Source organism: Lysinibacillus sp. UBA5990 (genome assembly GCF_002429815.1).
GTDB classification, from domain to species: Bacteria; Bacillota; Bacilli; order Bacillales_A; family Planococcaceae; genus Lysinibacillus; species Lysinibacillus fusiformis.
This window is the reverse complement of the sequence record NZ_DJAY01000015.1, coordinates 45,477-60,580: the sequence shown is the minus strand read 5'-3', so window position 1 is coordinate 60,580 and position 15,104 is coordinate 45,477. Positions and strand designations below refer to the sequence as shown.

13 protein-coding genes are annotated in these 15,104 nt (G+C 39.1%); 1 reads left to right on the top strand and 12 read right to left on the bottom strand.

Features of this window, described 5'->3' with window-relative positions; genetic code table 11:
• Positions 1–14: 14 nt before the first annotated feature.
• Genes B3D94_RS12795 through B3D94_RS12780 form a run of 4 tightly spaced genes read right to left on the bottom strand, consistent with a single transcriptional unit; the run spans position 15 to position 3,859 of the window.
• Positions 15–914 (bottom strand): ABC transporter permease, encoded by a 900-nt coding sequence (locus tag B3D94_RS12795; RefSeq protein WP_204162639.1) that lies wholly within the window; start codon positions 912–914, stop codon positions 15–17.
• A gap of 35 nt (positions 915–949) precedes the next feature.
• Entirely contained in the window at positions 950–1,912 is a 963-nt protein-coding gene (opp4B, locus tag B3D94_RS12790; protein WP_008173810.1) for an oligopeptide ABC transporter permease, read from the bottom strand.
• Position 1,913: 1 nt separating this feature from the next.
• Complete coding sequence (locus tag B3D94_RS12785) at positions 1,914–2,849, bottom strand: ATP-binding cassette domain-containing protein (RefSeq protein ID WP_069480302.1); 936 nt, start codon at positions 2,847–2,849, stop codon at positions 1,914–1,916.
• Entirely contained in the window at positions 2,846–3,859 is a 1,014-nt protein-coding gene (locus B3D94_RS12780; protein ID WP_012293192.1) for an ABC transporter ATP-binding protein, read from the bottom strand. The genes B3D94_RS12785 and B3D94_RS12780 overlap by 4 nt, the downstream gene beginning before the upstream one ends.
• A 735-nt stretch (positions 3,860–4,594) precedes the next feature.
• Here B3D94_RS12780 and B3D94_RS12775 point away from each other — a divergent pair.
• On the top strand, positions 4,595–5,383 hold the full coding sequence (locus B3D94_RS12775; RefSeq protein ID WP_291757541.1) for an MBL fold metallo-hydrolase: 789 nt from the start codon (positions 4,595–4,597) through the stop codon (positions 5,381–5,383).
• 73 nt (positions 5,384–5,456) lie between these two features.
• Here B3D94_RS12775 and pyrE read toward each other — a convergent pair whose 3' ends face one another.
• From pyrE to B3D94_RS12735, 8 genes are read right to left on the bottom strand one after another with little or no spacing between them, the layout of a single operon-like run.
• Complete coding sequence (gene pyrE / locus B3D94_RS12770) at positions 5,457–6,086, bottom strand: orotate phosphoribosyltransferase (protein ID WP_069480300.1); 630 nt, start codon at positions 6,084–6,086, stop codon at positions 5,457–5,459.
• A 3-nt stretch (positions 6,087–6,089) separates the two neighbouring features.
• A complete protein-coding gene (gene pyrF / locus B3D94_RS12765) occupies positions 6,090–6,794 on the bottom strand; it encodes an orotidine-5'-phosphate decarboxylase (protein WP_291757539.1) in 705 nt (234 codons plus the stop codon).
• Positions 6,794–7,705: a dihydroorotate dehydrogenase gene (locus B3D94_RS12760; RefSeq protein ID WP_069480298.1), complete on the bottom strand. Its 912-nt coding sequence runs from the start codon at positions 7,703–7,705 to the stop codon at positions 6,794–6,796. Before B3D94_RS12760 ends, pyrF begins: the two co-directional genes overlap by 1 nt.
• Positions 7,702–8,475: a dihydroorotate dehydrogenase electron transfer subunit gene (locus tag B3D94_RS12755; protein WP_291757537.1), complete on the bottom strand. Its 774-nt coding sequence runs from the start codon at positions 8,473–8,475 to the stop codon at positions 7,702–7,704. Before B3D94_RS12755 ends, B3D94_RS12760 begins: the two co-directional genes overlap by 4 nt.
• 1 nt (position 8,476) lies before the next feature.
• The gene (gene carB, locus B3D94_RS12750) at positions 8,477–11,674 is read right to left on the bottom strand and encodes a carbamoyl-phosphate synthase large subunit (RefSeq protein WP_291757535.1); all 3,198 of its coding nucleotides are present in this window, start codon (positions 11,672–11,674) and stop codon (positions 8,477–8,479) included.
• Positions 11,667–12,767, bottom strand: a complete 1,101-nt coding sequence (locus B3D94_RS12745; protein WP_291757533.1) for a carbamoyl phosphate synthase small subunit — start codon at positions 12,765–12,767, stop codon at positions 11,667–11,669. Before B3D94_RS12745 ends, carB begins: the two co-directional genes overlap by 8 nt.
• The gene (locus B3D94_RS12740; protein WP_291757531.1) at positions 12,767–14,044 is read right to left on the bottom strand and encodes a dihydroorotase; all 1,278 of its coding nucleotides are present in this window, start codon (positions 14,042–14,044) and stop codon (positions 12,767–12,769) included. The genes B3D94_RS12745 and B3D94_RS12740 overlap by 1 nt, the downstream gene beginning before the upstream one ends.
• Before the next feature lies 1 nt (position 14,045).
• Positions 14,046–14,924: an aspartate carbamoyltransferase catalytic subunit gene (locus B3D94_RS12735; protein WP_291760524.1), complete on the bottom strand. Its 879-nt coding sequence runs from the start codon at positions 14,922–14,924 to the stop codon at positions 14,046–14,048.
• Between the last annotated feature and the right edge of the window lie 180 nt (positions 14,925–15,104).

Genomic DNA, 15,104 nt, shown 5'->3' with positions numbered 1-15,104 from the left:
GTAAATCCTCCCCTTTATCCTAATCGTTGTTTTGCGTCAGCAGCACGTCTTAGCGCTTGACCGACATAATTTATACCAAGCATCAATACTAAAATTAATAATGATGCGGGCAACCAAATCCACCATTTTGAAGATAATACTACCGGGTTTGTTGCATAGCTTACTAACGTCCCTAAGCTAGGTGTAGATGGTGGTAAACCAAAGCCTAAGAAAGATAGACCCGTTTCAATGCCAACATTCCCTGCAAAGTTTAACGTTAACTCTACTATTAGCAACGAACTTAAATTTGGTAGTATCCCTTTAAACATAATGGCAAAATCACTAGTCCCCATTGTTTTCGAGGCACTTACATAATCTCTACGTCCTTCAGATAAAGCTTTACTTCGAACGAGACGCGCAGTACTTATCCATTGAAAGGCACTTAAAATTAAAATCAACTCAAAAACACCATATTTTGGAATAATAGTAACTAACACAATGATAATCATTAATGTCGGTAAGGTCATAAGAAAATCAATGATACGCATAAATAAATTATCGATAAAGCCGCCATAATAGCCCATTATAATACCTAGTGCGATCCCTAAGGCATTTGCAATAAGGGTAATAGCAACTGCAATTAATATAGAATTTTTCGCACCGATAATTAGCTGTCCATACATATCACGACCAGCCTCATCAGCCCCAAGGATATATCCATTAACACCAGGCTCTGTAAAACGCTCTAATAATTTAATTCGTAATATTTCATCCTGATTCATAAAGGCGGACATAATCAATATTACAATTATAAGCAATGTTATTCCAATAAATGACAATAATGCTAATTTATCTTTTCTGAATTCACGGATCACGACTTGAATTCCTGTTGGTGGCATACTTTCAACTTTTACTACATCATTTTTTTGCTCCATTTTATTCACCTCTCCTTATGCGTTCAATGTAACTGTTAGTCTATGCGGATACGTGGATCAACAATGCTCATAATGATATCTGACAATAGACTACCTAATAACGCTAAGAAGCCATAAAGCATAACAAGAGCTGTAATAACACTATAATCGCGACTTGTTACGGAATGGATGAATAATTGACCCATGCCCGGGAAGCCAAAAATTGTCTCTATGAAAATCGAGCCGCCTAATAAACCTGTAATTGTAAAGCCAAGGAAGGCCGCAATTGGTAATAAAGAGTTACGGAAAATATGTCTTCTATAGATTTTTTTCATCGGTACGCCTTTACTACGAGCGGTTTTAACATAATCCTGTGTTTTGGCATCAATAATTTCTGAACGTAAGTATTGAATAATCGTCGTTGTCGCTAAAATGGCATACGTCATTGCAGGTAGTATTAAATGATACAAGCGATTCCAATAATACTCGAGCGTTCCAGGCTCTACACCTACATCGACTGTTCCACTCGTTGGAAACCACATTAAACGATAGCCAAAAATATATAAGAAAATTAAGCCCAATACAAAGGTTGGTATTGCATAGCTTATAAAGCTATACAGAGTAATTGACTTATCATACAAAGTATCCTGCTTACGTCCAGCTATCATCCCTAAAGGGATAGCTATTAAATAAACAAGGATGGTACTAAGTAGGGCAAGCCAAAATGTGTTTAATGCACGCTCGCCAATCAATGAGGACACTGCAAGTTTATATGTATAGCTTTGTCCAAAATCACCCTGAAAGGCATTGATCACCCAATGATAATATTGTACATACCATGGATCATAATAACCCGCTTGAATTCTAAGTTCTTCAATACGTGCAGGGTCTGTTTCTGGTGTAATTAACCCTGTAAAAGGATCACCCGGCATTTGTTTTGCTAAAATAAAAATAATTAAGCTTAACACAAACATTTGAGGAATCATTAAAATTACTCTTCTAGCTATTGTTTTCCACATTTCACATTCCTCCTGACATTGCAACCATATGTGTGTCTGAAATGGATTTCAGTGGATAGACTTTTCCATGCTCATCATAGTATTTATGTTGCTCTTGTTGATAATTTCCTTCTACTTGTTGTCGAATTAATTTACGCTCATTCCTAGTCTCTGGTTCGATGTTTGGAATAGCTGATAAAAGTCGGTTCGTGTATATATGTTGCGGATTTTTATAAATATCATGTCTTGTGCCAGTTTCCACAAAGCGTCCTTTATACATAATAGAAATGTGATCACACATATGTTTAACAACACCTAAATCATGGGAAATGAATAAGTATGTAAGACCATACTCATTTTGGATATCTTTCATAAAGTTCAATACTTGTGCCTGTACTGATAGATCAAGCGCTGAAACAGGCTCATCTGCAATAATCATTTTAGGGTTACAAGCAACCGCTCGCGCAATACCGAGGCGTTGCTTTTGACCACCTGAAAATTCATGGGGATATTTTAATAAAACATCTTCTGACATCCCAACAATAGCAAGCAACTCTTTAATGCGCTTGCGTTCCTCTTGATCACTAAGCTTCATAAAATTACGAATAGGCTCTGCTAAAATATCGAGAACGCGTTTTCTAGGATTCATACTTGAATGAGAATCTTGGAAAATCATTTGTATGTCTCTGTTATAAGCAGAATCCCTTTTTCTCTGCTGATTTGTCACATTTTCACCCTCATAATAAATTTGACCTGAGGTGATTTTTTCTAAGCCAATGATCGCTTTTCCTGTTGTTGATTTACCTGATCCTGATTCTCCGACTAACCCATATGTCTTGCCCTTTTCGAACTCCATTGTTACGCCATCCACTGCATATACTCGATCAACAACGGTATTAAAAAATCCACCACGTATTGGATAGTGAACACTTAAATCTTTAATTTGCATAAAGCTCATACAGTCCCGCCCCCTTCTTCACCTTCGAAATGAAAGTGTTTCCAGCAGGTACATCTCACAAAATGTCCTGGTGCAATTTCATGTAATTGTGGTTTTGCTTCATGTGAAGATGCATCAATCCACGGAATACGTCCTGAAAAACGACAACCTTCTCGAGGTAAATTAATTAAGGATGGTACCATTCCTTGAATAACCTCGAGTCTTTCATTTTCGCTATGTGTTTGTGGAATTGAATTTAATAGTGAACGAGTGTAAGGGTGCCTTGGATTGTTGAATAACTCCTGAACGGGCGCCTCTTCTACGACTTCACCTGCGTACATAACTACAACTCGGTCAGCCATCTCTGCTACAACACCTAAATCATGCGTAATGAGAATAATGCCTGTCTCTGTCTCAGTCTGTAATGCTTTTAGCAGGTCCAAAATTTGAGCCTGAATTGTAACATCTAAAGCTGTTGTTGGTTCATCAGCAATTAAAATAGCAGGCTTACATGATAAGGCGATTGCAATCATGACACGTTGACGCATACCCCCAGATAATTGATGAGGAAATTGTCTAGCTACACGTTCTGGGTTTGCAATCCCAACTTGATTTAGTAATTCTAATACTCTTTCACTTCGCTGTTGTTTTGAAAGCTTTGTATGATAGATTAACCCCTCTTCAATTTGTTCGCTAATTCTCATTAAAGGGTTAAGTGCTGAAAGTGGGTCCTGAAAAATAAATCCTATATCATTACCACGTAAGTTATTAAATTGTTGGTCATTCAATTTAGCTAGATTTTGATTATTATAAAAAATATCACCAGTAACCTTTGTATTTACTTCATTGTGCAAGCCTACAATAGTAGTCGCTAACGTACTTTTACCACAACCGGATTCTCCGACTATTGCTAATACCTCATTTTTTTGAAGTGAAAGCGAGACATCATCTACAGCAGCGTGGTATGTATCTTTTATGCGAAAACTTGTAGTCAAATTTGTTATTGTTAGTAAGTCTTTTGCTGTATTCAAACAATCTCTCCTCTATAATTCAATATTCTGAAAATACAAATAATACTTTTTATATCAGAATTATATTTAGTTTTTCTCTCTTCTCCTCTCATTTTTATCTTGGCAAGTTTGATTTTAATAAATTTTTCGCCTTCAACTCGTCATCCACTAATAGAATTATCTGAAAATTAAACTGTGCTATTATTTTAGCTAGAAAACATGTATAAACGCAAGTCCCTTTTTCAAATTATTTCAATCCGGCTTATAAATTTCCACCAGACATCTCCCTCAAAAAAATAATTTTGACTGTAAGAAATATTTTACTTTTTCTTTACAAAGTTACAATTTTCACAAATAAAAATTATGTAAATATAATAAAAAAAATACATCATAAATTTATATTCTCAAATAAAATGCTCTTAATCTCAAGGATACAAGTAATTTATAGCAAAAAATTAAAAGTTAACTTTTATGGTAAAGTTATATTTCACACATTTTTATTTTCAATGAATAATTTCGGGCGTTGAAGTGCTACTATTTCAAATTACTTTGAGAAAACAATTTAAAGCTTTTAGTTTTTGGCTACCTACCATACTTCTTAATTAATCCAAATTGACGAATTTTTATATAATATTCAATATAGAAATACTATTTAGAATATTTTTAAAGGAAATTACATGTTTTTATGTTAAAATTTCCAATGACAAAGTTTTATTATATTATTTTTAAATTCTGTATAAGGAAAGGTTGTCTGTGATGGCAAAAATTAATGATACATGGTTTACAGTAGAAGAAATCAATAATGAAACGTATGCTATTAGTGAATATGGTCATTGGGAAAAAGTGCATTCTTTTTTATTGCTTGGGGAAAAACGCGCTGTTCTCATTGATACAGGTCTTGGGGTCGATAATATTCAAAGAATTAGTAAACAATTAACCTCTTTGCCCATTTCTGTGATTACAACACATGTCCATTGGGACCATATTGGTAGTCATGGAGCGTTTGATGATATTTATGTTCATAAGGATGAAGTTGATTGGCTAATCCATGGTATCCCTAAATTATCTATCGAACAGATCAGAACGGATGTTGGACGTAATATTACCTTACCTACACCTAAAACGTTTAATCCATCGAACTACAAGCCTTTTCAGGGACAGCCTTCAGGTATATTAGAAGATGGTGATATTATAAATATAGGAAACCGAAAATTATCTATTCTCCACACGCCAGGGCACTCTCCTGGCCATATTGCTCTTTTGGATCATAAATATGGTTATCTGTTTACAGGGGACTTACTATATGATCACGCTCCTATTTATGCATTTTTTCCAACTACTAGCCCTGAGGACTTAGTCCAATCTTTAGAGAAAATAGCTAACTTATCTTCGCTTACGAAAATTTTCGGATCACATCATACATTAGGCCTTGACCCTTCTATTTTATTAGAGGTAAAAAAGGCAGTTATTACACTTCGAGAGAATAATCTAGTACGTTTTGGGACAGGTATACATCGTTTTAATGGTTTTAGTATTCAATTTTAAATATCCTCTCCCTATTTAAATAGGAAGAAAAAAGCTGTTCTACAGGTCAAATAACCTATAGAACAGCTTCTCATTAAAGCTCTCCAGCCTTTAATTTCGCATGCCACTCTTTTAAGGATGGAATATCTTCTTCTTTAATAGCACCTGATTCATTTGCTGCTTCAATCAGATAATCGAAGTTAGTTAATGAGACATATTGGATGCCTGCTTCATCAAATGCTTGTTCAGCTCGTGGGAGATTGTATGTGTAGACACAAACAACTCCTAGTACTTCACAGCCTGCTGCACGCAATGCTTCAACTGCTGTAATCGAAGAACCACCTGTAGAGACGATATCCTCTACTACAACCACTTTTTGACCCGCTGCGTATTTTCCTTCAATTTGATTACCACGTCCATGTTCTTTCGCTTTAGAGCGTACATAAACCATTGGTAATTCTAAAATATCACTTACCCATGCTGCATGTGGGATACCTGCTGTTGCTGTACCTGCTACTATTTCTGTCGCACCAAAACTCTCTTTAATTACAGCTGCTAAGCCATTCGCAAGTTGCTTACGAATAACAGGGTCAGAGATTGTTAAACGTGTATCACAGTAAATAGGTGATTTAATTCCAGATGCCCATGTAAATAATTCTGTTGGATTTAATTCTACAGCACCCACCTTTAGCATAGCGTGTGCAATTTCATTTTGTAATGTCATTATTTATGCCTCCCATAATTCACTTACGATTTTATATGCCACTACTGGATCCTGTGCACCTGTTACAGCACGTCCAACAACGATGAGTGACGAACCATCACGCTTTGCCCCATCTGGTGTGGCAATACGTTTTTGATCGTGTGCAGCGCCACCTGCTAGACGAATCCCAGGCGTTACACGAAGAAACTGATCTCCACACACTTCAGCTATTGCCTTAGACTCGTGTACTGAACAAACAACACCTTGTAAGCCAGCTTGTTTTGTTAGACGCGCATAATGTAGAACAGACTCCTGTAAGGATAAAGCAATTCTTTGCTCCGCCTGCATTTGCTCCTCTGTTGTGGAAGTTAATTGTGTTACGGCAATTAATGCTGGACGTTCCTTGCCAGCAGATGTTCCTGCTTCTAGACCTTCTAGGGCAGCCTCCATCATTGGACGACCACCTGCCGCATGGACATTGACTAGATTTACTCCTAGTTTTGCTAAGCCCTTCATAGCAGAGCCTACTGTATTCGGGATATCATGCAGTTTTAAATCAAGGAAAATATCATGACCTAATTCTTTTACTTTGTGAACAATATCAGGCCCTTCTTGCATATATAATTCCATACCAATTTTCACGAAAAGAGGCTCATTGAAGTGCTTTAAAAAATCGAATACTTCTTTTTCTCCTGGAAAATCTAATGCTAGTATAGGTTTAGTATTCATCAACGATGGCTCCTTCCAATAATATCTGTAATATGTTCTACCCCAAGTGCGTCAAGCTTGGCTGGTAATTCATCAATAATATTTGGGCAAACGAAGTGGTCTACAAAATTTGCTGTTCCTACTGCTACAGCCGAAGCACCTGCGGACATAAAATCAATGACATCCTGTGCTTCTGTTACACCTCCCATGCCAATTATCGGAATTTTGACAGCCTTGTATACTTCATAAACCATTCGGATGGCTACAGGCTTTACAGCAGGACCCGATAGGCCACCTGTGCCATTCGCGATGACTGGTTTCCCTGTCCGCTCATCTAAACGCATACCTACTAATGTGTTAATCATTGTTATACCATCTGCGCCACCCGCTTCCACAGCCAAAGCAATGTCTACGATATTGGTTACATTCGGTGATAGCTTCACATAAACAGGAACATTCGATTCAGCTTTAACCGCCTTAACAAGCTCACATGCTGTGTCAGGGTCTGTCCCAAATTGAATGCCACCACACTTAACATTTGGACATGAAATATTCAGCTCTAAAGCTTTGACATTAGGTGCTGCTGAAATACGTCTTGCTACTTCTACATAATCCGCAGTCTCCGTCCCAGCCACATTGGCGATAATTGGTACATCATAGCCCGCTAAAAATTTTAATTCCTCGTTCATCACTTTTTCAATGCCTGGATTTTGTAGCCCAATTGCATTTAACATCCCTGCTGCTGTTTCAGCCACACGCGGTGTTGGATTACCTGCACGAGTTTCAACTGTTGTTGCTTTAATCATGATTGCCCCTAGCTTGGATAGATCGTAAAGCTGTGCATATTCACGTCCAAAGCCAAAGCAACCTGAAGCTGGCATAATAGGGTTTTTTAAATCTAAACCTGGTAATTGAATGTTTAAACGACTCATAATGCCACCGTACCTTTCGGGAAAACTGGACCATCAGAGCATACTTTGACATAGTCTTTTGCTACTTCATCAGTTGTTTTGCATACACATGCAAAACAAGCACCTATACCGCAGCCCATACGCTCTTCAAATGATAAATAACCTTCTTTTTCTGGATAGAAGCCTTCAAGTGCTTTTAACATTGGTAGAGGACCACAAGAATAAAAGACATCGAATTCAGGTGCTCTGGACTCTAACACATTTGTCACAAAGCCTTTTGTCCCTTTAGAGCCGTCAACCGTTACATAGTGCGTTTCTCCAAGGGCACTGAATTCTTCCTCGTAGAAGCATACATCTTCCGTTTGAAAGCCGAGCACATGTATTGTTTTAACACCACGAGCATTTAATTGCTTGGAAAGCTCGTATAGTGGAGGCACTCCGATTCCTCCACCAACTAGCAGGGCTGTTCCTCCCTCTTTTACTGCGTCTACTGGGAAACCATTGCCAATTGGCCCAAGGACATTGACCTGTTGACCTTCACGATTTGTCGCTAACACTTTTGTACCACGACCCTCAGCACGGTAGATCATTGTAAATTCATTGTTGTCTTTATCTATATTTGCAATACTAATCGGTCGACGTAAAAGCGGCTCCAATGAATCCGACACCTTTACATGGACAAACTGGCCAGGAGTCATATCCTGAACCAGTTGACCATGAAGTGTCAGTTCGAAAATGTTTGTCGCAATTTGCTTTTGAGAGACGACCGTCATTTTCTCTTGACGTATCATATTAGTGTACTACCTCCGCTTTTGGCATTTCCTCTGCTGTAAATGTCATAGATTCGATGACACGTACCATTGCTTCTGCTGTATCTAATGATGTGAGACAAGGTACGCCATTTTCTACAGACTCACGACGGATTCGGAAACCATCTCGAGCTGGTTGCTTACCTTTTGTTAATGTATTCACAACAAGTTGAGCTTCACCATTTTGGATCAGATCGATCAGAGTTTGTCCCTTCGCACCAATCTTGCCAACGACATCTGTGCGCACTCCAGCTTCTTCAAATGCTTTTGCTGTTCCTTCAGTCGCTACAATGCGATAGCCTACTGTTGAGAAACGTTTCGCTAATGCGATTGCTTCTTCTTTATCCTTATCAGATACTGTAAACAATACTGTTCCTTCTGTGCGAATTTCCATTCCTGCTGCAACTAAACCTTTATAAAGTGCTTTTTCTAAAGTTGCATCTTTGCCCATTACTTCCCCAGTAGATTTCATTTCAGGGCCTAATGTTATATCTACACGGCGTAATTTGGCAAATGAGAACACCGGAACTTTCACAAATACACCTTTTTGTTCAGGCGCTAACCCTGTTGGATAGCCCTGCTCGACAATTGATTTCCCTAAAATAGCTTTCGTTGCAATATTAGCCATAGGGATATTTGTAATTTTACTTAAGAATGGTACTGTACGTGATGAACGTGGATTCACCTCGATGACAAATACTTCACCTTGGGAAATTACATATTGAATGTTCATTAAACCAACGATTCCAAGACCTTTTGCAAGACGTGTTGTATAGTCTACTAATGTATCCTTTTGATACTGTGTTAATTTCTGTGGGGGATAAACTGATATAGAGTCACCAGAGTGTACCCCTGCGCGCTCAATATGTTCCATAATACCTGGGATCAATACATTTTCTCCATCACAGATAGCATCTACTTCAATTTCCTGACCTGTTAGATAACGGTCCACTAAAACTGGATGATCTGGAGATGCTTCCACTGCGTTCTCCATGTAGTGCTTTAACTCTTCTTGATTGTAAACAATCTCCATCGCACGTCCACCTAGCACATAGGAAGGACGAACAAGTACTGGGAAGCCTAGACGCTCACCAATGGCAAGTGCTTCCACTGTAGAAACCGCTGTTTCACCCTGTGGCTGTGGAATATCTAAGTCTCGTAAAGCTTGTTCGAATTTATCGCGGTTCTCTGCACGGTCGATATCCTCTAGAGAAGTTCCTAAGATTTTCACACCATTTGCAGCTAACTTATCAGCAAGATTAATCGCAGTTTGACCACCGAATTGAACAACTACTCCAATTGGCTGCTCTAAGTCGATAATATGCATAACATCCTCGATTGTTAATGGCTCGAAGTATAATTTATCAGAAATTGAGAAGTCCGTAGACACTGTTTCTGGATTTGAGTTGATAATGATTGCTTCATAGCCTGCCTCTTGAATGGCCCATACTGAATGGACAGTAGCATAGTCGAATTCTACCCCTTGCCCGATGCGGATAGGTCCTGAACCTAGTACTACTACAGACGGTTTTTCTGACTTAATCGATTCGTTTTCTTCCTCATATGTGCCGTAGAAGTAAGGTGTTTCAGATTCAAACTCTGCTGCACATGTATCAACCATTTTATAGACAGGAATAATCCCATGCTCTTTACGATATGCGGAGATTGCTTCTTCTGTCGTGTTCCAAAGCTCAGCAATTTTCTTATCTGCAAAGCCTAAACGTTTTGCAGTACGTAGCACTTCTTGATCATCTTTATGGTCAACTAGCGTTTGTTCCATATCTACAATGTTTTTAAATTTATTTAAGAAGAATAGGTCAATGGCTGACCATTCATGGATTTGTTCAATTGTCACACCACGGCGTAACGCTTCCCCGATGAAGAATAAACGCTCATCTCCAGCCTTACGGATACGTTTTTCAATCCAAGAGTCAGAGTTGTCTTCAGCATGCTTTAGCTCTAAGTGTACTTGACCTGTTTCAAGTGAACGAACCGCCTTTAACATCGCTTCCTCGAATGTACGGCCTAGCGCCATCACTTCACCAGTAGCCTTCATTTGCGTGCCAAGATTACGCTTTGCTGATTCGAATTTATCGAATGGCCAACGTGGAATTTTAGCGACAATGTAATCAAGTGCAGGCTCAAAGCAAGCATATGTTGAACCTGTTACAGGGTTTTTAATTTCATCTAATGTTAAACCAACTGCAATTTTTGCTGCTAGCTTGGCAATTGGATAGCCTGTTGCTTTAGAGGCTAACGCAGAAGAACGTGACACACGCGGATTTACTTCAATTACATAGTAGTTGAAGCTATATGGATCTAGTGCTAGCTGTACGTTACAACCACCTTCGATTTTTAACGCACGGATAATATCTAAGGAAATATTACGCAGCATTTGATTTTCACGATCTGATAGTGTCTGAGTTGGTGCTACTACAATCGAATCACCTGTGTGAATTCCTACTGGGTCAACATTTTCCATGTTACATACTACAATGGCATTATCTACTGCATCGCGCATTACTTCATATTCTATCTCTTTATAGCCTGCAATTGATTTTTCTAGTAAGCATTGTGTTACGGGTGAATATTTAAGGCCCGATGTTACGATTTCCTCTAAATCCTGATCATTGTAGCAAATACCGCCTCCTGTACCACCTAGCGTAAAGGCTGGACGAACAATAACAGGGTAGCCAATTTTGACTACAAATTTTTTCGCTTCGTCTAAGGAATGGATAATATCAGACTCAGGTACTGGAGCACCCAATTCGTACATTAAGTTACGGAATAAATCTCGGTCCTCTGCTTTATGAATAGCATCTAGTTTTGTTCCTAGGATTTCTATACCAAGCTCATCTAAAATGCCTGATTTATCTAATTCAATCGCCATGTTAAGGCCAGTTTGACCACCAAGCGTTGGTAAAATAGCATCTGGGCGTTCTTTTCGTAAAATGCGAGAGACAAAATCAAGAGAAATAGGTTCGATATAAACTTTATCCGCAATTTCTGTATCTGTCATAATTGTGGCAGGGTTTGAGTTGATTAAGATAACACGGTAGCCCTCTTCTTTTAATGACAAACACGCTTGTGTTCCTGCGTAGTCAAATTCTGCTGCTTGTCCGATGACGATTGGGCCTGAGCCGATTACTAAAATTGTTTCAATATCTGTACGTTTAGGCATGTTGTTTCCCCTTCCCTGCTGCTACTTCCATCATTTCGATAAACTCATCAAATAAGTGGTTTGAATCTTCTGGTCCCGGTGATGCTTCTGGGTGGTATTGTACTGTGAAAATAGGATATTTTTTATGACGTACACCTTCACATGTGCCGTCATTTAAGGCGATATGTGTCAATTCTAAATCAGTATCTTGTAATGATTCGATATCGATAGCGTAGCCGTGATTTTGAGATGTTAAATCTGTACGACCTGTGCGTAAATCTTTTACTGGATGATTGCCACCGCGGTGTCCAAATGGTAGTTTAAAGGCCTTGGCTCCACTAGCTAACGAAAAGATTTGATGACCTAAGCAAATACCGAACATTGGCACTTTTCCAATTAAGTTACGTACTGTTTCGATACCTTCTTGGACATCTTCTGGATTTCCTGGTCCGTTTGAGAGCATGATGCCATCTGGATGCCAAGCTAAAATTTCTTCAGCTGACGTATTGTAAGGAACTACTAGTACATCACAATCTCGTTTATTTAATTCACGAAGGATGCCGTGTTTCATACCATAGTCAATTAAGACCACTCGTTTACCTCGTCCAGGTGATGGATAGGCCGCTTTTGGCGATACTTCACGTACATGGTGTGTTATAGCTGGTGTCGCTTGCAGTTGCGCAACAACCTCACTCACATTTACTTCTTCATTGGCTGCTGTCAAAATCGCCTTTACTGATCCTTTACTACGAATAATACGTGTTAATTTACGCGTATCAATTCCCTCAATACCGGGGATATCTTTCGATGTTAAATAGTCATCTAATGTTAAATCGCAACGGAAGTTAGAAGGCGTTTTAGCTAGTTCGCGTACGACAAATCCACGTATAGCTGGCGTAATGGATTCAAAATCATCTCGGTTAATGCCGTAGTTTCCTACCATTGGATACGTCAATGTAACGATTTGACCGTAGAATGAAGGGTCTGAAATTGTTTCTTGATACCCTGTCATACCTGTCGTAAATACAACCTCACCCTGTGAAGCACGATCACTCCCAAATGCTGTACCTGTAAATACTGTGCCATCCTCTAAAACTAGTAAACGTTTTTTCATTACTCTGCCTCCTGATATACGATATTTCCTTCAAAAATGGTTAGTACTGGCCAACCTTTTGCAACCCAACCGTTAAATGGTGTATTACGTCCTTTTGATACAAAGCCTTCCGCATCAATTGTTTGTTCTTTTTGAATATCTATTAAAATCATATCCGCTGAAGCACCAACTGCTAATGTGCCATAGGGTAGATCAAAAATTTCAGCTGCTTTCACGGACATCCAGTCTATTAATTGTTTTAAAGTCCATTTCCCTGTTTCAACAAATTGTGTATAGAGTAGTGGGAAGGCTGTTTCGAAACCTACAATGCCAAACGGTGCCCCCACCATACCACAGCATTTTTCTTCCACTGTATGTGGCGCATGATCTGTCGCGATACAATCGATAGTCCCATCAAGTAGTGCGGCATGTAACGAATCTTTGTCATCAGCCCCACGCAATGGTGGATTCATTTTCCAGTTCGCATCATCGGATGGAATATCCATTTCTTCTAGTAATAAATGATGCGGACAAACCTCAGCAGTTACACGAATTCCGGCTGCCTTTGCATCTCTTACCGCACGAACAGATTCTTTTGTTGATACGTGACAAACGTGGTAGCGTGCACCTGCAGCCTCAGCAAGCAGTACATCTCGTGCAATTTGAACGGATTCGCAAATGGAAGGAATCCCCGGAAGATCAAGCTCCTTATTACGCTTTCCTTCATGCATAACCCCATCATAAATTAACGAATTGTCCTCGCAATGCGCAACAACTACCATATCGTGCTGGGCAGCTTCCTTCATTTGCTCGTACATTGTTGAAGCAAGCTGAATTCCTACGCCATCATCTGAGAATGCTACAGCTCCATGTGCCTTTAACTCCTCCACATTTGTTCGAACTTCCCCAGAGATATCCTTTGTTAGCGAACCGTATGGGAGTACTCGAATAACAGCACTTTCTTTAATCAGCCCATTAATAAGCTGCATGTTTTCCACTGAATCTGGTACTGGCTTTGTATTTGGCATGGCGCAAATTGTCGTAAAGCCACCTTTTGCTGCTGAGGCAGACCCTGTTGCGATTGTTTCTTTATGTTCAAAGCCTGGCTCTCGTAAATGTGTATGCACATCGACAAAGCCTGGTGCTACAATAAAGCCATTACCTTCAATGACCTCTGCATCTACTACCGTTACCTCTTGGCCAATTGCTGTAATTTTTCCTTCTGCCATGGCGATATTGACTGTTTGCAGCTCACCTTGTTCATTTAACATTTGTACATTTTGAAGTACTTTTGTCATGTTATTCTCTCCCCCTTAAAATGGTTTCCACAATGGCCATCCGTGTGTAGACTCCATTTCGCACCTGCTCGAAAATCCGAGAGCGTCCACACTCTACAAGCTCAGAAGCAATTTCTACATCACGATTCACTGGTGCTGGATGCATAATTATGGCTGATTCTTTCATTTGCTTTTCTCGTTCAATTGTTAAGCCGTATTCTTGATGGTAGCCTTCTTTCGAAAAGCTTTTATTTACTTTATGACGTTCATGTTGCACACGTAATAGCATAATGACATCGCTAATTTCGATTAAATCATCCCAAGAATGATGAGCTTCAAATCCTCCTGACCATTCTTCTGGACAAAGGAAATGAACATTTGCCCCTAAACGTTGCAATGCATGGGCATTTGATTTTGCTACTCGACTATGTGAGATATCCCCAACAATCGTAATATTCAACCCTTCAAAATAACCAAACTCTTTTTTTATTGTATATAGATCCAATAATGATTGGGATGGATGTTGTCCTGCGCCGTCCCCTGCATTGATGATAGCTACATTAATACCATTTAGTAGCTCATTATAATATTCATCTTCTGATGCTCGAATAATGACTGCATCTAAACCAATCATTTCTAAAGTTTTGACCGTATCGTACAATGTCTCCCCTTTAGTCACACTCGAAAATCCTGCATCAAAAGGGATGATATGACAGCCAATTTTATGCTCAGCCATTTCGAAGCTTGATTTTGTCCGTGTACTTGGTTCAAAAAATAAGTTGGCAACATTGTAAGTCCGAGATAACGATGATGTTTCACCATTTTCAAACGCTTGCGCAAGATCTAAGATGTGGTTAATCTCTTCTGTTGTTAAATGTTCCATCGATAATAAGTTCTTCATCATGTGACCCCCATAAGGTTGTGTGTCATGAACGTCTATGTATGACGTTCTTTTCATAAAGTAAAAGCCCCGTTGATGTCATCAACGAGGCATAAGGAGGCGTGACAAACTACAGCAGGGAACCATCCTTACTTTAGCCTATCCACAACTTCCCTTTTTTTGCCTCTCTGGACAATTCAT